This is a genomic window from Paracidovorax avenae ATCC 19860 (assembly GCF_000176855.2).
Lineage (GTDB): Bacteria > Pseudomonadota > Gammaproteobacteria > Burkholderiales > Burkholderiaceae_C > Paracidovorax > Paracidovorax avenae.
Genome location: NC_015138.1, coordinates 3,785,204 through 3,804,695 on the forward strand (window position 1 = coordinate 3,785,204; position 19,492 = coordinate 3,804,695).

Annotated in this window: 18 protein-coding genes; 5 read left to right on the forward strand and 13 right to left on the reverse strand. The window is 70.6% G+C overall.

Translation table 11 applies throughout. The annotated features are described in order from the left end of the window. Nucleotides 1-7 precede the first annotated feature (7 nt). Nucleotides 8-865: a phosphodiesterase gene (locus tag ACAV_RS16500; RefSeq protein ID WP_013595716.1), complete on the forward strand. Its 858-nt coding sequence runs from the start codon at nt 8-10 to the stop codon at nt 863-865. 59 nt (nt 866-924) lie between these two features. Here ACAV_RS16500 and ACAV_RS16505 read toward each other — a convergent pair whose 3' ends face one another. After that, complete coding sequence (locus tag ACAV_RS16505) at nt 925-1,650, reverse strand: hypothetical protein (protein WP_244875479.1); 726 nt, start codon at nt 1,648-1,650, stop codon at nt 925-927. A 197-nt stretch (nt 1,651-1,847) separates the two neighbouring features. Between ACAV_RS16505 and ACAV_RS16510 the strand changes: the two genes are divergently transcribed. Further along, nucleotides 1,848-3,515, forward strand: coding sequence for a Na/Pi cotransporter family protein (locus tag ACAV_RS16510; RefSeq protein WP_013595718.1), 1,668 nt, complete (start codon nt 1,848-1,850; stop codon nt 3,513-3,515). A 6-nt stretch (nt 3,516-3,521) separates the two neighbouring features. Here the strand turns inward: ACAV_RS16510 and ACAV_RS16515 are convergent, their stop codons facing one another. Beyond that, nucleotides 3,522-5,039 carry a YopJ family acetyltransferase gene (locus ACAV_RS16515; protein WP_013595719.1) on the reverse strand — a complete coding sequence of 506 codons (1,518 nt, stop codon included), beginning with the start codon at nt 5,037-5,039 and terminating at the stop codon, nt 3,522-3,524. 224 nt (nt 5,040-5,263) lie between these two features. Between ACAV_RS16515 and ACAV_RS16520 the strand changes: the two genes are divergently transcribed. Further along, nucleotides 5,264-5,443, forward strand: a complete 180-nt coding sequence (locus tag ACAV_RS16520) for a hypothetical protein (RefSeq protein ID WP_013595720.1) — start codon at nt 5,264-5,266, stop codon at nt 5,441-5,443. Here the strand turns inward: ACAV_RS16520 and ACAV_RS16525 are convergent. Beyond that, nucleotides 5,440-6,357, reverse strand: coding sequence for a LysR family transcriptional regulator (locus tag ACAV_RS16525; RefSeq protein WP_013595721.1), 918 nt, complete (start codon nt 6,355-6,357; stop codon nt 5,440-5,442). The genes ACAV_RS16520 and ACAV_RS16525 overlap by 4 nt on opposite strands. Before the next feature lie 103 nt (nt 6,358-6,460). Between ACAV_RS16525 and ACAV_RS16530 the strand changes: the two genes are divergently transcribed. Further along, on the forward strand, nt 6,461-6,859 hold the full coding sequence (locus ACAV_RS16530; protein ID WP_013595722.1) for a tautomerase family protein: 399 nt from the start codon (nt 6,461-6,463) through the stop codon (nt 6,857-6,859). A 160-nt stretch (nt 6,860-7,019) separates the two neighbouring features. Beyond that, nucleotides 7,020-8,084 carry an NAD(P)-dependent alcohol dehydrogenase gene (locus ACAV_RS16535; protein WP_013595723.1) on the forward strand — a complete coding sequence of 355 codons (1,065 nt, stop codon included), beginning with the start codon at nt 7,020-7,022 and terminating at the stop codon, nt 8,082-8,084. A gap of 30 nt (nt 8,085-8,114) precedes the next feature. On the opposite strand, the gene ACAV_RS16540 is transcribed toward ACAV_RS16535, so the two are convergent. The 10 genes from ACAV_RS16540 to ACAV_RS16585 all read right to left on the reverse strand — a co-directional run bounded on the left by ACAV_RS16540 (nt 8,115) and on the right by ACAV_RS16585 (nt 19,478). Beyond that, nucleotides 8,115-9,170: a bile acid:sodium symporter family protein gene (locus ACAV_RS16540; RefSeq protein WP_013595724.1), complete on the reverse strand. Its 1,056-nt coding sequence runs from the start codon at nt 9,168-9,170 to the stop codon at nt 8,115-8,117. Nucleotides 9,171-9,244: 74 nt separating this feature from the next. After that, nucleotides 9,245-9,688: a MarR family winged helix-turn-helix transcriptional regulator gene (locus ACAV_RS16545; protein ID WP_026434212.1), complete on the reverse strand. Its 444-nt coding sequence runs from the start codon at nt 9,686-9,688 to the stop codon at nt 9,245-9,247. A 95-nt stretch (nt 9,689-9,783) separates the two neighbouring features. Next, complete coding sequence (locus tag ACAV_RS16550; protein WP_013595726.1) at nt 9,784-10,554, reverse strand: maleate cis-trans isomerase family protein; 771 nt, start codon at nt 10,552-10,554, stop codon at nt 9,784-9,786. After that, the gene (locus ACAV_RS16555) at nt 10,551-11,585 is read right to left on the reverse strand and encodes a carbon-nitrogen hydrolase family protein (protein WP_013595727.1); all 1,035 of its coding nucleotides are present in this window, start codon (nt 11,583-11,585) and stop codon (nt 10,551-10,553) included. Before ACAV_RS16555 ends, ACAV_RS16550 begins: the two co-directional genes overlap by 4 nt. Nucleotides 11,586-11,598: 13 nt before the next feature. Next, nucleotides 11,599-12,537: a fumarylacetoacetate hydrolase family protein gene (locus ACAV_RS16560; protein ID WP_013595728.1), complete on the reverse strand. Its 939-nt coding sequence runs from the start codon at nt 12,535-12,537 to the stop codon at nt 11,599-11,601. A 60-nt stretch (nt 12,538-12,597) separates the two neighbouring features. After that, nucleotides 12,598-13,743 carry a cupin domain-containing protein gene (locus ACAV_RS16565; RefSeq protein ID WP_013595729.1) on the reverse strand — a complete coding sequence of 382 codons (1,146 nt, stop codon included), beginning with the start codon at nt 13,741-13,743 and terminating at the stop codon, nt 12,598-12,600. Nucleotides 13,744-13,770: 27 nt separating this feature from the next. After that, nucleotides 13,771-16,098 carry a bifunctional salicylyl-CoA 5-hydroxylase/oxidoreductase gene (locus ACAV_RS16570; protein ID WP_013595730.1) on the reverse strand — a complete coding sequence of 776 codons (2,328 nt, stop codon included), beginning with the start codon at nt 16,096-16,098 and terminating at the stop codon, nt 13,771-13,773. Nucleotides 16,099-16,117: 19 nt separating this feature from the next. Next, a complete protein-coding gene (locus tag ACAV_RS16575; protein ID WP_013595731.1) occupies nt 16,118-16,582 on the reverse strand; it encodes an acyl-CoA thioesterase in 465 nt (154 codons plus the stop codon). Then, nucleotides 16,579-18,096 (reverse strand): indolepyruvate oxidoreductase subunit beta family protein, encoded by a 1,518-nt coding sequence (locus ACAV_RS16580; RefSeq protein WP_013595732.1) that lies wholly within the window; start codon nt 18,094-18,096, stop codon nt 16,579-16,581. Before ACAV_RS16580 ends, ACAV_RS16575 begins: the two co-directional genes overlap by 4 nt. A gap of 50 nt (nt 18,097-18,146) precedes the next feature. After that, nucleotides 18,147-19,478, reverse strand: a complete 1,332-nt coding sequence (locus ACAV_RS16585; RefSeq protein WP_013595733.1) for an MFS transporter — start codon at nt 19,476-19,478, stop codon at nt 18,147-18,149. Nucleotides 19,479-19,492 lie beyond the last annotated feature (14 nt).

A 19,492-nucleotide genomic window follows, 5' to 3' on the forward strand; every position in this document is an offset into this window, starting at 1 on the left:
CCCCTCCATGACCCGCTCCATGACCGCATTCACCGCACCCACCACCCTGTTGCTGCAGCTCTCCGACCTGCACATCCGCGAGCCCGGCCGCCTGGCCTACGGCCGGCTGGACACCGCTCCCTACCTGCGCCAGGCCGTGGAGACGGTGCTGCGCATGCCGCAGCGCCCCGACGCCATCGTCGCCACGGGCGACCTCACGGATTTCGGACGGCCGGAGGAATACGCCCACCTGCGCGGGCTGCTGGCGCCGCTGGGCGCGATCCCGCTCTACCTGCTGCCGGGCAACCACGACGACCGAGCGCAGCTGCGCGCCAGTTTTCCGGGCCACGGCTACCTGGGCACGAGCGGCTTCGTGCAATTCAGCGTGCCCGTGGGCGGCCTGCAGCTCATCGCGCTGGACACCGTGGTGCCCGGCGCGAGCGAGGGCAGCCTGTGCGCCGAGCGCCTGGAATGGCTGGCCGCGCAGCTCGATGCCTGCAGGGGCCGGCCGGTGGTCATCGCCATGCACCATCCGCCCTTCCGCACGCTGATCGGCCACATGGACGAGATCGGGCTGCTCGAAGGCACGCAGGCGCTGGAGGCCCTGGTGGCGCGCCATCCCAACGTCGAGCGCGTCATCTGCGGCCACCTGCACCGCAGCATCCAGGTGCGCTTCGGCGGAACGATCGCAGCCACGGTGCCCTCTCCTGCGCACCAGGTGTGCCTGGACCTCGCGCCCGATGCCGCCTCGGCCTGGACGCTGGAGCCCCCGGGCTTCGCCGTGCATGCGCTGCCCGCGGGCGGGCGGCTGGTGAGCCACCTGGCGGCCAGCGGGCAGTACCCGGGCCCCTACCCGTTCCACGACGGCGGGCGGCTCATCGATTGACGCAGCGGCGGGCGGGGCGCCACAGGCAGCGCGGGGAAGGGCCGGCCACGCTGCAGTGCTCAGAACAGGATCTTGCCGAGATCCCGTTCCTTCTGCTGGCGCGCCTCGTAGTCGGCTTCCCCGAGGCGGTGCAGCAGGTTCGCGATACCGCCATCGATCTGCGCCAGCAGCTCCTGCGGCCGGGCATTGAGGATGCGTTCCCACCCCTTGTAGCGGTCCCAGTCGATGCCCAGCGCTTTTCCCGCGCCGTGGGCTTCCCGCAGTTGCGCCACATCCTCGGACAGCTGCGCCTTCTGTGCCTGCAGCTCCCGGAGTTGGCCCAGCTTGCGCCGCAGCGTGCCGACCTGCTCCGGATCCGCGGCGGAAGGCCGCCCGCTCGCGGCCGGCCCCAGCGAGAGCGATACCAGCCGCTCCAGCCGGGCGGCGGCGTTGTCGGCACGCAAGAGCTGCGCCTCCTGTGCAGGGGTGCGGACGACGGCCTCCACCGGCCCGTTCGACAGGAAGCGGGCCGCGAACGCCAGGGTCTGCGCCGCAGCGGGTTGCGACTGCATCCGGTGCACCTGCGGCAGCGCAGGGGCTGGCCGCCGGGGTGGCGGCCCGGAACGGGCCGGGTCGGTCTGGAAGGCGTAGCCCCGCGGCCCCGGGCCGCCTGCGGCGTCGAGCCTGCGGCCATGGCGGGGCTCGCGGGAAGAGGTCGCGGGCGTTTGCGCGGGGTGCGACCGGCGTTGCGAGGCATCGGCCCCGCAGAGTGACTTGAAGCTGAAATGCATGGTGTGGTGATCCATTCGAATCAGGGAATGCGGCGAGACTAGGGCCTCCCGCGGGGCCTCGGGGCCCTGACCGCGAAGTCCGGCGGACCCGGGCGAAGCCGCCGGCCGTGACTGCCGCACCGCCATGCCATGCCCCCGGCACGGCCGTGGCTGCTGGCCGATTGCTATGGATTCAGGAGTATGCTGTGGCCTCTGGAAAACAGCACCGATCCATGAAGCACCTGTTGAATCTGCTGGCCGCCGTGGCCCTGCTGGTCTGGGGTACGCACCTCGTGCGTACCGGGGTGCTGCGCGTGTTCGGCGCCAACCTGCGCACGCTGCTGGCGCGCAGCATGGGCAACCGCTTCTCGGCCGCACTGTCGGGCATCGGGGTCACGGCGCTGGTGCAGTCGAGCACCGCCACCTCGCTCATGACCTCGTCCTTCGTCGGGCAGGGGCTCATCACGCTGCCGGCCGCGCTGGCGGTGATGCGCGGGGCGGACATCGGCACGGCGCTCATGTCGGTGCTGTTCTCCACCGACCTGTCGTGGCTGTCGCCGCTGTTCATCTTCGTGGGCGTGGTGCTGTTCATCACCCGGCAGGCGAGCACCGCCGGGCGCGTGGGGCGCGTGCTGATCGGGCTGGGCCTGATGCTGCTGGCGCTGGAGATGGTGGTGCAGGCCAGCGGGCCGATGCTGGCCTCGCCGCTCATCCGCACCCTGCTCGGCTCGCTCGACAGCGACCTGGTGCTGGAGGTGCTGATGGGCGCGGTGCTGGCCGTGATCGCCTACTCCAGCCTCGCCATCGTGCTGCTGATCTCGGCCATGGCAGCGTCGAGCGTGGTGCCGCTGGACGTGGCCCTGGGGCTGGTGCTGGGCGCCAACCTGGGCAGCGGCCTGCTGGCGGTCATCACCACCGCCAAGTCGGCCGTGGAAGTGCGGCAGGTGACCGTGGGCAACCTGATGTTCAAGCTCATGGGCGTGCTGTTGGTCGCCCCGTTCGCGGGGCTGTGGCTGCGGCACGTGCAGCCGCACATGCCGGGCGCGGCCCAGGGCGTGGTGCTCTTCCACCTGGCATTCAACGTGGCGGTCAGCGTGGGCTTCATCGCATTCACGCAGTGGGTGGCCCGAGCCGTCACGCGGCTGCTGCCCCCGCCCGAGGGGCCGCCCAATCGCCGGCCGCAGCACCTGGACCCTTCGGCGCTCTCCACCCCCTCGCTGGCGATGTCCTGCGCGGCGCGCGAGGCGCTCTACCAGGCGGACGTGGTGGAGTCCATGCTGCTGGGCGTGCTCGACGTGATCCGCCGGGACGACCTGCAGCTGGCGCAGCAGCTGCGCAAGATGGACGACGAAGTGGACAGGCTGTACTCGTCCATCAAGTACTACCTGACACAGATCTCCCGCGGGGCACTGGACGAGGAGGAAAGCCGGCGCTGGACGGACATCATCAGCTTCACCATCAACATGGAGCAGGTGGCCGACATCATCGAGCGCGTGCTCACGGACATCGAGGACAAGAAGATCCGCAAGGGCCGGCGCTTCTCCGATGCCGGCATGGCCGAGATCACGGAATTGCACGGCCGGCTGGTGAACAACCTGCGCCTGGCGATGAGCGTGTTCCTCAACGGCAACGTGCGTGACGCGCAGCGGCTGCTGGAGGAAAAGACGCGTTTCCGCGAACTGGAACGCGCCTATGCGGCGACCCACCTCGGACGCCTGTCCGAGAAGACCGTGCAGAGCATGGAAACCAGCTCGCTGCACATCGACCTCATAAGCGACCTCAAGCGCATCAATTCGCACATCTGCTCGCTGGCCTACCCGATCCTCGACTCCGCGGGCGCGCTGGCGCCGAGCCGGCTGCGCAGCGCACCCGGCGATGCGGGTGCCGATCCGCTGGCCTGATCCCCGTCAATGCCTGTACCAGTCGCGCCAGCGGCTGTCCACGTTGTCCATGGCTTCGCAGATCGGCAGGATGTCCTGCGCGCTGCATCGGGCAGCATGGCGGATCGCCTTGTCGAGGAAGGCGATGCGCTTGAGCTCGATCGACGCGCTCTGCAGCAGCGGGCCGGGCTTGCGCGCTGCGGGGCCGGGCCAACGGGCCACCCGGTGGGCATCGTGCCTATCGAGCAGAGTCTGTCCCTTGCGGTTCACGGGCTGGTGCCGGGCGCCATACGGCAGCCCGTCGAGATATCCCTGCACGGCCGTGCGGGACTGGGCATGCTTCATATAGGCCGGCCCCAGCACGTCCGCCGCCGTCTTGACGTAGTGCGCGAGCAGGCCTACCGGCTGCGGGGTGCCCGGTGTGGCGGGACTGTCCGCCGATGCGGCCGTGCTGCCATCCGACAGGCTGCCGGCCTCGCTGGAATACTCGGCCGGCAGCAGCAGCTCGGCATCCACTTCGACCGTATCGAACGGCGGCGGCTCGCCGCGCAGTTGCCGGGCATGCAAATGCTCCAGCGACGCATCGGCGGCGCATTTGAGGGCCATCGACAGCGCGAAGATCCTGCAGGAGCGCAGGCTCTTCTGGGCCGGCACATCCACCAGCATCAGCGGCCAGCCCTCCGGCAGGCGCAGATGGGCAGCCATCTCGGCGGCGGTGAGGACAGGATCGACGGTTGCGGGAACCGACGGGCTCATGTGCACCACGGAGCCACGGCGCCCCGTTTCGCCGGGCAGTCCCTCGACATGCAGGTCCATCGCAAGATTGTGTGCAGCATTGTCGAGCACGATCCGCCAGCGGCCCGGCGTCGCATCCGCCAGGAAACTACGCCACTCTACGGAGCCGAAGCCGCGGTGGTCCGCAACCACGCCCCGGTCGTCCGGAACGCTGACGTGCGCATAGACGAGGCGCAGCTGCGGGTCCTCCGCATTGAGGGCGGACACGATCGCCGGCATCGCCAGCTTGTCGAGCTTGCGGAAGGCGTCGGGCTCGTCGTCGGGGCTCGCGCCTTCCGCATGCATCTCGGCTGCGAAGGCGCGCAGTTCGCCGAGCCCATCGACCACCTGCCGCCGCTGCGCGGCCACAGGATCGCCAGAGGACAGCGCGACCACCGGGGCTGGAGGCACGGGCAGCGCCATGGGGAGGAAAAGCGCACCCGGTGCGGCAGCCTCTCCGGGGTGCCGCTCAGAGGGCGCGCACAGCAACTGCGCCCGCGGGTGGAAGCCCATGCGGGACAGCGCGGCGGTGTTGTCCAGCAAGACGGGGCGCTGCACCAGCTGGCGCAGCGCCGCGCGGGCGCGGGTAATCGGCAGGGAAGGCCCCGGGCGCCGCGTCGGCAACGGCGTTCCCGGCGCCGGGGGCCCCGGCGTGCCAGCGGCCTGCCGGCGCCGTTGGGCGGGCCGCTCGTCCGCGGATGGCGGCAGAGGGTCGGAGTGGGCAGGACCGGACTGGCGTGGCGGCGAAGAGGATGTGACGGAACGGGGCATGGCGGGAGCAAGGCGGTGCCTGCAAGGGCAATGCTGCCGAGCATGCCGGAGCCCTGCAGGACGGCGCCGGGCGGCGCGAAACGGGTGCCTGCCGGACGAACCGGGGCACAAGCCACCCATCCGCATCGCGATGCCCTGCAAGCCCCCGCGTTTGCCATCGGCGCACGGAGCCCCTACCCTGGCAGGTCCGATGGCCCCGCCATCCCACACTCCGAGGAGACGCCATGCCCACACCACCACGCAAGCCCCCCGGCGACGAACCGGAAGTCACCCAGGAAACCGACGTGCCGGTGGATGGCACCGATCCGGTCGGCGAGGAGATGATGAAGGAGGTCCGCAACGACCGCCTGCAGCAGCCCGCCGGCGATAGCGAAAACCCCGCGCCACCGGAGCCGCGCCGCTAGCGCGCCGCCCGCGCCAGTGCCTGGCCGAAGTCGGCCGCCAACTGCTCGCGGGCGTTGCGGACGAAGGCGGATTCGCCCGCGCGCGGCGGCAGCACGATGAACCGGGCCTGGGGCAGCGCCGGAAGCCTCCAGGCCGCAGGCAGGACCTGCACGCCATCGCACAGCGCGGCAGCGTTCAGGCAGGCGATGCCGAGCCCGGCCGCCAGCGCGGATTGCAGGCCGGCGACGCCGGAGGCCATGAGCGCGACCGTGAAGGGAATGCGCCGCCGGCGCAGCAAGGCCGCCGTGAACTGGTGGAGCGCGCAGGTGTCCGGCAGCGCCAGCAGGCGCAGCGGCTCCTCCCGGCCGGGCGGCGCAGCGGCGATCTGCGCGGCGCCCATCCAGTGCAGGGGCTCACGCCGAAGCACCTGCCCGCCGCGGGCCGGGGCCGGCGCATCGGCGGGGCGGCCCGCCGCAGGGGCGGGCAGGCGCATGGCGATGCCGACATCGAACGCGCCCTGCGCGTAGCCGGACTCGACGTCGCCGCTCTTTTGCACCGTGACCTGCAGCCGCACGCCAGGGTGCCGGGCCTGCATGCGCGCCAGCAGCCCCGCCAGCTCCGCGGGACGGAAATAATCGGTGACGCCCAGCCGCAGCGTTCCCTCCAGTTGCACGCCGCGCAGGTCGTGCCATGCCGACTCGCTCAGCGCCAGCAGCTGCCGGGCGTGCGCCAGCAGCCGCAGCCCGGCCGCGGTGGGCGCCACGCCGGCCTTGGAGCGCACCAGCAACGCCTGGCCGGCATGCTGCTCGAGCTTGCGCAGTTGCTCGCTCACGGCCGACTGCGACAGGAAGACCTGCGGCGCACCGGCGGCCAGGCTGCCGGCGTCGGCCACCGCGACGAACGTCCTGAGTTGTTCCAGGTTGAAGGGGCGCATGTCGATCCTGCGGAATTCTCGATGGATTTCTGCGTATCATCCTGCTTTTCCAATGGCATGGAAAGCCGAAGAATCGGGGCCATCCCAACCCCAGGAGCCCAACATGCCCCACACCGTGATCCACCTCAGCGGCGAACCCGACGCCCGGCTCGCCCGCAGCGCCGCCGATGCCGTGGCCGGCATCACCCAGCGCGTTCTGGGCAAGCAGCTGCCGGTCATCGCCACCACCGTGCAGTTCATCCCGGCCGACCAGTGGTTCGTGGGCGGCGCATCGCTGGCGGAGCTGGGCCAGGGCGCCTTCCACCTCGACATCAGCATCACCGACGAGACCAACACCAAGGCCGAGAAGGCGCTCTACCTGCGCGAGGTGCATGCGGCCTTCGAGGCGCTTTTGCCGAACCTGCATCCGGTGAGCTATGTGCACCTGATCGACGCGCGCGCCGCGGCCTACGGGTATGGCGGGCGCACCCAGGAATGGCGCCACCAGCAGGCCGGCGTGTAGGGCCACGCGCAATGCGGCACGCAGGGCGGCGCGCTGCGCGGCTGCCGGTTCCAGGCCGCCATTCCGCGCGCGGCCTGGGGTCGATGCCTGTGCGCCTGCAGGCGCCGCGCCCTTGCGCTATCGTGGCCGGCCCTATCCACTTCCGCACAACGGCCCCGCCATGAGCACCTCCGTCCTCGCCTACGGCGCACAGTCCGCCACCACCCCGCTCGCGCCGCTCACCATCGAGCGGCGCACGCCCGGCGACCTCGACGTCGCCATCGACATCCTCTACTGCGGCGTCTGCCACTCCGACCTGCACACCGTGCGCGGCGAGTGGGCGGGCACGCGGTTCCCCAGCGTGCCCGGCCACGAGATCGTCGGCCGCGTCACCTCCGTGGGCGCGCTGGTGACGAAGTTCCGCGCGGGCGACCTGGTCGGCGTGGGCTGCATGGTGGACAGCTGCCAGCACTGCGCCCCCTGCGCCGAGGGCCTGGAGCAGTACTGCGACAACGGTTTCACCGGTACCTACAACGGCCCCGAGCAGGGCACGGGCGCCAACACCTTCGGCGGCTATTCCGCACAGATCGTGGTGCGCGAGAACTTCGTGCTGCGCATCACGCACGGCGAGGATTCCCTCGCCGCGGTGGCGCCGCTGCTGTGCGCCGGCATCACCACCTACTCGCCCCTGCGCCAGTGGAACGCGGGCCCGGGCAGGAAAGTCGGCATCGTCGGCCTGGGGGGCCTGGGCCACATGGGCGTGAAGATCGCGGCCGCCATGGGCGCGCACGTGGTGCTGTTCACCACCTCGGACTCCAAGCGCGAGGATGCGAAGCGGCTCGGCGCGCACGAGGTCGTGGTGTCGAAGAACGCCGGGGAGATGGCCGCACACGCGAACAGCTTCGACCTGATCGTGAACACGGTCGCCGCACCGCACGGCCTGGACGCCTTCCTCGCGCTGCTGAAGCTCGATGGCACCATGACCCTGGTGGGAGCGCCGGCCAGCCCCCATCCCTCGCCCAACGTGTTCAGCCTCATCATGAAGCGCCGGCGCCTCGCGGGTTCGCTGATCGGCGGCATCCGCGAGACGCAGGAGATGCTCGATTTCTGCGCGCAGCACGGCATCGTGGCGGACATCGAGACCATCCGCATGGACGAGATCGAGAGCGCCTACGAGCGCATGCTCGAAAGCGACGTGCGCTACCGCTTCGTGATCGACATGGACACGCTGCGCGAAGCCGCCTGAGCGGGCCCCGGCCGGCCCCGGCGCGCGCCTTCAGGGCCGCGCCGCGGGCGGCGTGCCCCCGGAGGTGCCCGCCCCACCCTCCACCGCGCTGCCTTGCACCGGCCGGCGCGCATAGCGCTGCGCGATCACCGCGCACACCATGAGCTGCATCTGGTGGAACACCATCAGCGGCAGCACCAGGGCGCCCACGGCATGCGATGCGAACAGCACCTTGGCCATCGGCACGCCGCTCGCGAGGCTCTTCTTGGAGCCGCAGAACACCACGGTGATCTCGTCCTCCGTCGAGAAGCCCATGCGCCGGCTGATCCACGTGGTGGCCGCCAGCGCGATCGCGAGGATGACGGCGCACACCGCCACCAGGCCCGCGAGCGCGTGCAGGGGGATCTCGCGCCACAGGCCTTCGATCACCGCGGCGCTGAACGCGGTATAGACCACGAGCAGGATCGAGCCCTGGTCCACGAACTTGAGCACCGCCGCCCGCCGCTGCACGAAGCCGCCGATCCAGGGCCGCAGCAGGTGGCCGGCCAGGAAGGGCACGAACAGCTGCACGGTGATGCGGCCGATGCTCGCGAGGGTGTCATGGCCGCCGGCCGCGCCCGGGGCGCTCTGGGCGCCCGGAACGTCCTTGAGCAGCAGGCCGACCAGCAGCGGCGTGATCACGATGCCCAGCAGCGTGGAGCCGGAGGCCGAGCAGATCGCCGCCGGCATGTTGCCCCGCGCCATGGCGGTGAAGGCGATGGCGGACTGCACCGTGGCGGGCAGCACGCACAGGAAGATCACGCCCATGTAGAGCTCGGGCGTGACCAGCGGCTCCAGCACGGGCCGCAGCGCCCAGCCGATCAGCGGGAACAGCACGAAGGTGGAGGCGATCACCAGCAGGTGCAGCCGCCAGTGCGACAGGCCGGCGACGATGGCCTGCCGCGACAGCTTGGCGCCGTGCAGGAAGAACAGCAGCGCCACGGCCGCCGTGGTGGCGTACTCGAAGCCGCGCGCCGCCTGGCCGGCGGCGGGCAGCACGCTGGCCAGCGCCACGGTGGCGATCAGCGCGAGGGTGAAGTTGTCGGGCAGGAAACGGGAACGGGCCATGGCGGATGCGCGGTGCGCTGCGTACGGGAGAACCCTGCATTATTGACCCGGCGGGCCCGGCGTGCGCGCCGCGCTCAGACCGCAGGCCGGTGCCGGGCGATCAGTTCGTGCAGCAACTCCTTGAGCACCTCGACCTTGCGCGGGTCGAGTGGCGCGAGGATGGCGCGCTCGTGCCGCTCGGCCTGCTCGATCAGGCCGGCCACCAGGCGCCGGCCGCTGCGCGTGACGCGCACCAATGTATAGCGCCGGTCATCGAGGCTGGTGGCGCGGTCCACGTGCCCCTGGGCCTCCATGCGCAGCAGCAGCCGCGTGACGGTGGGCTGCTTGCTCACGGTGGTCTGCGCGAGCGCGGAGATCGTCATCGCGCCCTGGCTGGCCAGGGTGGAGAGCACGCGCCACTCGAGCACGGACAGGCCGCTCTGCTCGACGGTGGCATGGAATTCGGTGGAGACGAGGTGCCAGGCCTGGCCCAGCAGGGCCGGCAGGTAGTTGTCGACAAAGTCCTTGGTTTTCGCCATTCCGCATGCTACCTCGCCAGGGTCCGGCGCTGCGGGGAGCGGCACCCCCGCGGCATGCGCGTCCCCCGGCGCCGAGGCAGCCTGCGGCAGGGCCATCAGTACCGGCCCGACAGCAGCGAACCGAAGCCCGCCACCGCCGTCGGCAGGCCCAGCTTCTTGAGCATCTGCCAGGTCGTGGCGGCCGAGGATGAGAGCACCGGCAGGCCCACGCGGTCCTCGATGGGCTGCACCGAGGCGAGCGAGGGCATCTGCACGCAGGCTGAGGCCACCACCGCATCCACCCCGGCGGTCTTGAGCTTCTTCGTGATCTCGATGGGCGCGCGCGGGTCCTGGCGGCCCACTTCGAGGTTGTCGGGGATCTCCAGCGAGATGCTGTCCACCACCTCGATGCCTTCGCTCTCGATGTAGTCGATCACCAGCTGCGTGAGCGGCTTCATGTACGGCGTGAGGATGGACACCTTCTTCGCGCCCATGGCGTGCAGGCCATCGACCAGGGCGCCGGCGCTGGTGACCACGGGCGCGGGGCCGCCGTTGTCCACCGTGCGCTGGTGCAGGCGCGCTTCGGAGACGCGGTGGTAGCCCCGGCCCATGCTCATGATGGCGACCAGGCAGGCGTAGCCCAGCACGTCGACGCGCGCGTCCGACAGCTCCAGCGCGCAGCGGTCGCTGTCGCCGTCCATGGCGGCCAGCTCTTCCCTGGTGACGTGCTTCATGCGCATGCGGCTGGAATGGAAGGTGAAGCGCTCCGGATGCAGCGCCTCGCGGGCGCGCAGGATGGCCGGGATCTCCGTTTCCATGGTGGTGTTGGAGCTGGGCACGATCTGCCCGATGCGGAAGGCGCGGGGGATGGCGGTGTTGGTGGTCATTGGGATGCCTCCTGGAATGCGTCGGCGCCGCCGCCGTCGCGTGGCTGCAGGGCGTCGTTATCGGCCGGTTCATCGTCGAAGCGCGCGGCCTGCAACGGCCGGCGGTTCACGCGCAGGTCGAAGACGTCGAAGCGGTTGTAGTGGCCGGTGATGTCGTGCATCTGGCGCGGCTGGATGCAGCGGGCGAGGTCGATGTCGGCGTACGTGATGCCTTCGTCGTCGATCAGCGGCTGGCCGATCACGCGGCCGTCCGGCCCCAGGAAGCCCGAGAACGCGCTGTTCTTGCGCGTGAGCAGCTCGCGCGCCTTGGGGTTGAGCGGCTCCATGGCGGTGATAATCTCTTCCGACACGGTGGAGCACGAGACGATGGTGAACAGCTTGCCCTCAAAGCAGTGGGCGGCCGCGCGCACCTTGATGGCCTCGGCCATGTCGTAGTCGGGCGGCGCCACGGGCAGCGAGATGTAGCTGGCCACATGCACCAGTTCGCCCTGCGACAGCAGCGCGAAGCGCGCCAGCGTGTTGGTGTTCTCGCCGCAGGCCAGCGAGCCGAGCGGGCCGATGGAGGTGCGGTGCACGCGCAGCGCCGACGCGTCGCCCGGCGCCCAGGTGAGCTTTTCGGCCCAGGTGGGCACCAGCTTGCGGTGGCGGCCCAGGATGCGGCCGTCGTCGCCGATGGTGACCAGGGTGTTGTAGATGGTGCCGATGCCGTGGCGGCTGCGCTCGTTCACGCCGATGACGACATGCGTCTTGTGGCGCGCGGCGGCCTGCGCGATCTTGGCGATCTCGGGGCCGGGGATCTCGATGGCCGAGCGCGCCAGGCGCTCGAACCACGGGCTGCCATCGATCGGGTTGGCGATCCAGCTCCAGTAGGGATAGCCGGCCACGAACACCTCGGGGAAGGCGACGAGCTGCGCGCCGTTGCCGGCGGCTTCGGCGATGAGGCGGCAGACCTTGTCCACCGTGGCGTCGGTGTCGAGGAAGACCGGGGCGGCCTGCACGGCCGCCGCCTTGAATTTCGGCAATTCGAGCATGGCGACTCCCTTCTTACTCGCGGCCGGCGCGCGGGTCGTTGCCCACGGCCACCACGGGGTGGCGCAGGCTGCCGATCTTCTCGACCGTGGCGTCGATCACGTCGCCGGGCCAGACCCATTCCTGCGGGCTGCGGCCGGCGCCCACGCCTTCGGGCGTGCCGGTGGCGATGATGTCGCCGGGCTCCAGCGTGATGCCGGCGCTGATGTCGGCGATCAGCGTGTTCACCTTGAACAGCATGTGGCGGGTGTTGGAGCTTTGCTTGGTCACGCCGTTGACCTGCAGGCTCAGGTCCAGCACCTGCGGGTCGGGGATCTCGTCGGCGGTGACGATCACCGGGCCGAAGGGCGCGTAGGTGTCCTGGCCCTTGGAATAGATCCACTGGCCGGCGCGGCGGTTGTCGCGCGCGCTCATGTCGATCATCAGGCTGTAGCCGAACACGTAGTTCAGGGCCGAGGCCTCATCGACGCGCTTGGCACGCGTGCCGATGATGACGGCCAGCTCCACTTCCCAGTCCAGCTGGCGGGTGATGGCGGCGTTGTGCTCGATGGCGTCGCCGGGGCCGATGACGGTGGTGGGCGGCTTGGAGAAGATCACGGGCTGCTTGGGCAGGTCTTTCGACGTGTCCAGCGCGCGGCTGGATTCGGCCACGTGCTCCACGTAGTTCAGGCCGATGCCGAAGATGTTCTTGCGCGGCCGGGGGATGGGCGCGAGCAGCTTCACATTGGCGAGCGGCACGGTCACGCCCAGCGGCCAGCGGCCCTGCTGGTCGGCCAGCAGTTCGGTCGTGGCGGCCACAGCAGAGGGGCCGAGGTCGATGAAGTCCAGCATGTCATGAGGCAGGTCGTGGCCGGTGTGCTCGCCCAGGCGCTGCAGATCGACGACGAGGCCATCGACGAGGGCTCCCAGGCGGGCGGCAGCGGCGACGTGGGCGCGGTAGGTGACGAGTTTCATGGTGCGGGTCTCCAGTGGGATGAATCGGTTGAAAGGGGGTGGACGGGGGTTCGGTGTCGATCAGACGGGCGCGGACACAGGCTGGTGGCCACCGTTGTCGGCCAGCGCTTCCTCGCGGTAGAGGTCCAGCTTTTCCATCACCGGCAGGTCGCTGAAGCAGAACAGGCAGGCGTCTTCGGTCTGCGAGGCGTTGGCATGCTCGTGCCAGGCCCAGGAGGGCACGCAGAAGATGTCGCGTTCCTGCCAGTCGAAGCGCTGGCCGTTGATGATGGAATGGCCGCGGCCCTTGGCCACCTGGTAGAGGTAGCTGCCGGTGTGGCGGTGCGCCTTGCCCGCGAAGCCCGGGCGCAGCCGCTGCATGCTGGCGCCGATGGTGGGCATGACGTGGCCGCCCGTGACCGGGTTGGTGTAGTGCATGAGCACGTCGTCGAAGGGGTTGCCGTCCGACACCGATGCGTGGCGCACCAGCGCTTCGTAGGTGGGCTCCCATTCGTACTTGAAGAGCGGCGAATAGGGCTTGCTCCAGCCCAGGCCGTGCGGGCGCAGGGCCGGCGCGCCCCAGAGCCCGGTGGAATCGTTCACCGGATGGCCCACGGCCTGGCGCAGGTCGGGGTGGACCACGTAGAAGCCGGCCTCCATGGCGTTGACCAGGGGGATGTCCAGCCCGTCCTGCCAGATGCAGGGCAGCCCGCCCGCTTCCACGCCGTGTTCATGCCAGGTGCCGTTGGGCGTGAGCACGAAGTCGTTGGCGCCCAGCGTCATCTTGTGGCCGTCCACCACGGTGTAGGCGCCCTGCCCTTCCATGATGAAGCGCAGCGCCGAGGCCGAGTGCGCGTGGGCGGACGCCGCCTCGCCCGGATGCATGACCTGCAGGCCGGAGTAGAGCCAGCCCACGGCGGCGGAGACGTCCTGCCGGCCCGGGTTGTTCAGGTAGATGACGCGGCGGCCGGCCTTCTCGGGCGTGACCAGCTCGACCGAGCGCAGCACGTGCTCGCGCAGGTCGCGGTAGCGCCAGAGCACCGGCACCGAGGCGGACTTGGGCTGCCAGGGCTCGATCTTGTTGGCCACCGTCCAGAGGGCGCCGGCCTTCAGTTGTTCGAGCTGGCGGTAGTAGGCGACGAGTTCGGGCGTGTCCTCCACGTCCGCGCGGCCCGCGATGCTTTCGCGGTACTGGTCGTAGTTGCCGGCGTCTTGGGTTGCTGCCATGGCGATGCTCCTGTGGTCGTTACGGGTTCAGGCCTGGCCGGCGCGGGCGTAGCTGCGCTCGAGCTGGTCGCGGCCCCATGCGTAGGCGGCGGGCCACTGCACGTCGCGCCAGCCGTGGCGGGCGCTCTGGTCGAGCAGCCAGGCGGCGTTGGCCAGGTGCGGGCGAGAGAGCGCGCACAGGTCGGCGCGGCCCGAGGCCACGATGCCGTTGACCTGGTCGGCCTCGGTGATGGCGCCCACGGCGATGGTCGGCACCTGGGCCTCGTTGCGGATGCGGTCGGCGAACGGGGCCTGGAACATGCGGCCGTAGACCGGCTTCTGCTCGGGCGTGACTTCGCCGGAAGACGCATCGACCAGGTCGGCACCGGCTTCCTTCAGGCGGCGCGCGATCTCCACGGCCTCATCGACGGTGGTGCCGCCCTCGGCCCAGTCCGTGGCGGAGATGCGCACCGACAGCGGAAGGTGCTCAGGCCACACGGCGCGCACGGCCGCCACCACCTCGAGTGGGAAGCGCAGGCGGTTCTCCAGCGAGCCCCCATAGGCATCCTTGCGGCGGTTGGTGAGCGGCGAGATGAAGGACGACAGCAGGAAGCCGTGGCCGGCCTGCAGCTCCAGCCAGTCGAAGCCGGCCTCGGCCGCGCGGCGGGCCGCCGCGACGAAGTCGTCACAGATGCGCTCCAGGTCGTGCTGCGTGGCCTCGCGCGGCACGGCGGAGACACCGGGCCGGTAGGGCAGCGCGCTCGCCGACAGCAGCGGCCAGTTGCCCTCGGCCAGCGGGTGGTCGGGCTGCTCCCAGCCCAGCTGGGTGGAGCCGCGCCGGCCGGCGTGGTTCAGCTGCACGCCGATGCGCGCGCCGCTCTGGGCATGCACGAAGTCGGTGATCTTCTTCCACGCGCCGACCTGCTCGTCGTTCCACAGGCCCGGGTCGCCCGGGGTGATGCGGGCATCGGCGGAGACGGCAGTGGCTTCGGTGATCAGCAGCCCGGCGCCGCCGAGCGCGCGCCCGCCCAGATGCACCAGGTGGAAGCTGCCGGGTGCGCCGTCCTGGCTGGAGTACAGCATGGTGGGCGACACTACGATGCGGTTGGGCAGCGTGACGCCGCGCACCGTGAAGGGCGTGAGCAGCGGCGGGCGCGGCGGCTGGCCCGCGGGCGCCTCCACGCCCGAGCGCTCGGCCAGCCAGCGTTCGTAGCCCTCGAGCCAGGCCGGATCGCGCAGGCGCAGGTTCTCGTGGCTGATGCGCTGGCTGCGCGTGAGCAGCGAATAGGCGAACTGTTCGGGTTCCAGGCCAGCGTAACGCGCCACGTTCTCGAACCATTCGGTGGAATTGCGTGCCGCGTTCTGGATCTTGAGCACCTCCACGCCGCGCACTTCCTCGTAGTGCTGCAGCCGCTCGCGCAGCGCGCCGCCGGCCTTCAAGGTATTGGCCAGCTCGATGGCGTCTTCCAAAGCCAGCTTGGTGCCCGAGCCGATCGAGAAGTGCGCCGAATGCGCGGCGTCGCCCATCAGCACCACGGGCACCTCGCGGCCTTGCGCGCCATCGGGCTGCGTCCACTGCACCCAGTGCTTGCAGATCACGCGCGGGAAGCGGATCCACACGGCCGAGCCGCGCAGGTGGGTGGCGTTGCAGATCAGCGGCTCGCCGTCCAGCCAGGGGGCGAAGAGCTTCTCGCAGTAGGCGATGCCGTCTTCCTGCGACATCTGGTCGATGCCGGCGGCCTGCCAGGCGGCGTCGGTCGTCTCCACGATGAAGGTAGAAAGCCCGTTCTCGAACTGGTAGGCATGGGCCTGGAACCAGCCGTGCTCGGTGGGCACGAAGATGAAGGTGAAGGCTTCGAACACCTTGCGCGTGCCCAGCCACACGAAGCGGCAGTTGCGCTGGTCGATGTCGGGCTGGAAGGTGTCCGCATAGCGCGTGCGGATGGGGCTGTTGATGCCGTCGCTGGCGATGACCAGGTCGGCGCCGTACTGGCGTGCGATCTCCTGGTCGTCCTGCACCTGGGTCTCGAACACCAGCTGCACGCCCAGTTCCTCGCAGCGCGACTGCAGGATGTTGAGCAGCTTCTTGCGGCCGATGCCGATGAAGCCGTGGCCGCCGCTGCGGACCATGCGGCCTTTGAAATGGACGTCGATGTCGTCCCAGCGGCTGAATTCGGCCGCGATGGTCCGGGCCGAGACGGGGTCGGCCTCGCGCAGGTTCTCCAGCGTGGCGTCGGAGAACACGACGCCCCAGCCGAAGGTGTCGTAAGGCCGGTTGCGCTCGATGACCACGACCTCGTTGGACGGGTCCTGCAGCTTCATCAGCAGGCCGAAGTACAGGCCGGCGGGGCCGCCGCCGATGCAGGCGATTTTCATGGTGCGCTCCTTCTGGGTCTCAATGGGTGTTGTCGGGGATGCCGGGCTCGTCGCTCGCCTCGGGTGCCAGGGCATGGCGCAGCACGTCGGGAATGGCGATGGCCTGGTGCGTCTGAAGCGAGGTCGTCACCACCACCTGCCGCACGCGCATGCGCACCTCGCCGTCGGCGCCGGTGCAGGCCAGCTCCAGCGTGATCGACTTGCCGCCCAGCTGCGCCACGTCCAGCGTGAGCGTCACGTCGTCGCCCATGCGGCTGATCGCGCGGAAGTCGGCCTCCAGCCGTACCGTCGGGAGGCCGAAGCGCAGTGCGCCGATGTAGCCGGCGAAGCCCGTGCCGGGCAGCAGCTGGTCCACCCAGGCTTCCAGCAGGTCGTTGAACATCACGAAGTACTGTGGGTAGAAGACGATGCCGGCGGGGTCGCACTCCGAGAAGCGGATGCGGTGCGGGCGGCTGATATGGCGCGGGTTGCCGTGCGGGTTCATGCTGCGGCTCCTTCGGGAATGAGGCCATGGGCGCGCAGGCTGCCCTGCAGCTTCACGCCGTGCTCGTCGGCCAGGGCCGCGTCGCGCAGGGTGCGCAGCGTGGCGGGCGCGAGCGTGGCGGCGTGGCGGTCCACCACGGCCATCAGGGTTTCGTAGTTCTTCAGGCCCCGGGCATGCGTGTCGCTGTAGCCCTTGACGAGCCGCTGGCAGCGCGCGGCCTCCAGCGCCAGGGCCGGGTCGATGGCTGCCAGGCGGTGGATACGGGCCAGCCAGGTCTCGATGCGCTCGGTCTCCTGCGCATAGCGCAGCGTGCTGCGCCGGCCGCGCCGCCAGCGCGCCAGCAGGTAGAGCATGAGAAAGCCGCCCAGGCTGCTGGTGCGCACGATGCGCCCTTCGCGCGTGAAGCGGCCCACCAGGCGGTGTACGGCATGCGGGCGGGCCAGCCAGCGGCCCAGGCCGGCGGGCAGGGTCTCGCAGATCTCTTCCAGGCGCGGGTGCATGAATTCCTGGATGTGGAGCACCTGGTCCTGCTTGGCGTGCACTTCGTCGGTCACGCGCTCGAAGCGGCTGGCGCGGGTCTTGAGGTCGGCCACGCGGATCACGTCCTCGTAGGACATCCAGAGCGCCAGGTGGCGGGCCGTCTCGGCCAGCAGCGTGGCGTCGGTGCCGCGCGCGGCGGCCAGCGCGTCGAGGCGCTGCAGGTAGAGGGCGGCGTAGGCGATGTCCTGGTAGTCGATCAGGCGGCGCACGCCTTCCACGGCGATGTCCGCCGCCTCGGCCGGGTAGGCCTGGGCGCGGGCCACCAGCCGGGCGACTTCAGGATGGCGGGGCTGCACGCTGGCAGCGGGGCGCGGCTGCGGCTTGTCGGAGGCGATGCGCTCGGGCGCTTCCTGGCGCGACTGCTCGTAGCCCACGGCGAACGCCTTGAGGCTGGGCTTGACGCCCACGCCGCCGCGCTCGATGGTGGCCTCGAACTGCTGGCGGTTGAAGGGCAGCACGCCCGCACCGCAGAGCGCGCCGAACAGCACCGCGCTGATGACGCTGCCGGTGCGCTCGGCGGCGGCGGCCATGTCGAAGGCCACGAAGCGCTGCGCGGCGCGGCGGGCCTGGGCCAGCAACGCGTCGCCGTCCACCCGGCCGTCGCCCATGGCGGACTTTTCGGCAATGGAATAGACGCGGTGGGTGGAGGTGACGAAGGCCGTGCGGTCGGGCGTGACCAGGCCGCGCTGCACTGCGCGGCCGGCTTCCATCAGCTCGGAGGCGAGCACGATGTCCACGTCGCCCGGCATCGGCGCCTGGGCCAGCACCGGCACGCGGGCGCCCGGCTGGTCCGCGCCGGGGAACAGCTCCACGTAGTAGATGGTGGCGCCGGTGCGCTGGGCCACGCCGGGCACCGAGGTGGTCTGCGCGAAATACCCGTTGGATTCACCCAGATCGACGATCCAGTCGGCCAGCACGCCGCCGCCCTCGCCGCCCATGGCGAGGATGGCGATCTTGATCGGTTCAGTGGTCATGGAAGGCTCCGAAGAAAGCTGAGGGGAAAAAGAGAGGGAAGCGGCACGGCTCAGGCGTCCGAAGACCGCGCGGGCAGCAGGAACACGGCGATGGCGGCCAGCGCGCCCACGGCGGCGAAAGCGATGAAATTGGCGGAAAGCCCCAGGCCGGCGCTGGCCACGTAGCCGCCCAGCAGCGGCCCGGCCATGGCGCCGAAGCGCGAGAAGGAAAGGCCCCAGCCCGTGGCCGCGGCGCGCACCTGCGCGGGGTACCAGCCCGCCAGGTGGCCGGTGAGGATGAGCGAGGCGGAAATGCTGCCCAGGCCGGCCAGCGCCACCAGCAGGTAGTTCACCCACAGGCCGTTGGGAGACATGAGCGCCAGCACGGCGGCGGCGCCCACCAGGTAGAAGCAGCCCACCGTGCCGCGCACGCCGAAGCGGTCGGCGATGCGGCCCAGGAACAGCCCGCCCAGCGCCGAGGCCAGGCTGAACACCACCAGGAAGCCGAGGCTGGAGCCCAGGTCGTAACCGCTCTTGCGCATGATGGAGGGCAGCCAGGTGTTGAGCCCGTAGATCAGCAGCAGGCCGCAGAAGAGAGCCACCCAGAAGCAGGCCGTGGCACGCAGATGGCGGCGGGCGAAGACTTCGGCCAGCACCTGGCGCCAGCCGAAGGCGGCCTGCTGAGTGACATGCGGGGCTGCGGAACGTACCGGCTGTGGCAACGGCAGCCCCAGGCGCTGCGCCAGCTGGCCGGCCTCGCGCTGGCGGCCCTTGCCCACCAGGTATTCCAGCGACTCGGGCAGCGCCCGCGCCATGGGCCAGAGGGCCAGCAACGGCAGTGCCCCTGCGCCGACCACGCCGCGCCAGCCGATCTGCGGCATCCACCGCATGGCCAGCAGGGCCGCGCACAGGATGCCGAAGGAGTAGCCCGAATACATCAGGCCATAGTTGAAGCTGCGGCGCGCGGGCGGCGAATATTCGATGGTGAGCGCGGCGGCGGCCGGAATCACCCCTCCCAGCCCCACGCCGCCCAGGAAGCGGAACGCGCCGAACCACAGCGGTGTGGGCGCCCCGGCCGCTCCCGCCATGGTGAGCGAGAAGAGCGCCACGCAGGCCAGCAGCATGCGGCGACGGCCCAGCAAGTCGCTCAGCGTGCCCACCAGCAGCGCGCCGACGAACATGCCGGCCAGCGCATAGCTGCTGAGCACGCCCAGCTGCAGCGGGCTCAGGTTCCAGGCGCGGTCTTCGGCCATGGCGGGCAGCACCGCGCCCATCACGCCGACGTCGTAGCCCTCGAACAGGATGGCCAGCCAGCAGGCGAACAGCACGCGCCGGGTGACGGCCGGGCGCACCGGGTGGGCGCCGGCGGCGGCTGCCGTGGTGGTGGAGATGGATGCGGACATGGTGGATTGCTCCT

What these genes read in the sequence shown, in the direction of transcription:
- ACAV_RS16565 (WP_013595729.1), bottom strand. Translation starts at nt 13,743, where the DNA reads ATGGCAGCAACCCAAGACGCCGGCAACTACGACCAGTACCGCGAAAGC.
- ACAV_RS16550 (WP_013595726.1), bottom strand. Translation starts at nt 10,554, where the DNA reads ATGACCACCAACACCGCCATCCCCCGCGCCTTCCGCATCGGGCAGATC.
- ACAV_RS16515 (WP_013595719.1), bottom strand. Translation starts at nt 5,039, where the DNA reads ATGCCCCGTTCCGTCACATCCTCTTCGCCGCCACGCCAGTCCGGTCCT.
- ACAV_RS16575 (WP_013595731.1), bottom strand. Translation starts at nt 16,582, where the DNA reads ATGAACCCGCACGGCAACCCGCGCCATATCAGCCGCCCGCACCGCATC.
- ACAV_RS16530 (WP_013595722.1), top strand. Translation starts at nt 6,461, where the DNA reads ATGCCCCACACCGTGATCCACCTCAGCGGCGAACCCGACGCCCGGCTC.
- ACAV_RS16560 (WP_013595728.1), bottom strand. Translation starts at nt 12,537, where the DNA reads ATGAAACTCGTCACCTACCGCGCCCACGTCGCCGCTGCCGCCCGCCTG.
- ACAV_RS16540 (WP_013595724.1), bottom strand. Translation starts at nt 9,170, where the DNA reads ATGGCCCGTTCCCGTTTCCTGCCCGACAACTTCACCCTCGCGCTGATC.
- ACAV_RS16555 (WP_013595727.1), bottom strand. Translation starts at nt 11,585, where the DNA reads ATGCTCGAATTGCCGAAATTCAAGGCGGCGGCCGTGCAGGCCGCCCCG.
- ACAV_RS16545 (WP_026434212.1), bottom strand. Translation starts at nt 9,688, where the DNA reads ATGGCGAAAACCAAGGACTTTGTCGACAACTACCTGCCGGCCCTGCTG.
- ACAV_RS16535 (WP_013595723.1), top strand. Translation starts at nt 7,020, where the DNA reads ATGAGCACCTCCGTCCTCGCCTACGGCGCACAGTCCGCCACCACCCCG.
- ACAV_RS16585 (WP_013595733.1), bottom strand. Translation starts at nt 19,478, where the DNA reads ATGTCCGCATCCATCTCCACCACCACGGCAGCCGCCGCCGGCGCCCAC.
- ACAV_RS16500 (WP_013595716.1), top strand. Translation starts at nt 8, where the DNA reads ATGACCCGCTCCATGACCGCATTCACCGCACCCACCACCCTGTTGCTG.
- ACAV_RS16510 (WP_013595718.1), top strand. Translation starts at nt 1,848, where the DNA reads ATGAAGCACCTGTTGAATCTGCTGGCCGCCGTGGCCCTGCTGGTCTGG.
- ACAV_RS16505 (WP_244875479.1), bottom strand. Translation starts at nt 1,650, where the DNA reads ATGGATCACCACACCATGCATTTCAGCTTCAAGTCACTCTGCGGGGCC.
- ACAV_RS16525 (WP_013595721.1), bottom strand. Translation starts at nt 6,357, where the DNA reads ATGCGCCCCTTCAACCTGGAACAACTCAGGACGTTCGTCGCGGTGGCC.
- ACAV_RS16520 (WP_013595720.1), top strand. Translation starts at nt 5,264, where the DNA reads ATGCCCACACCACCACGCAAGCCCCCCGGCGACGAACCGGAAGTCACC.
- ACAV_RS16580 (WP_013595732.1), bottom strand. Translation starts at nt 18,096, where the DNA reads ATGACCACTGAACCGATCAAGATCGCCATCCTCGCCATGGGCGGCGAG.
- ACAV_RS16570 (WP_013595730.1), bottom strand. Translation starts at nt 16,098, where the DNA reads ATGAAAATCGCCTGCATCGGCGGCGGCCCCGCCGGCCTGTACTTCGGC.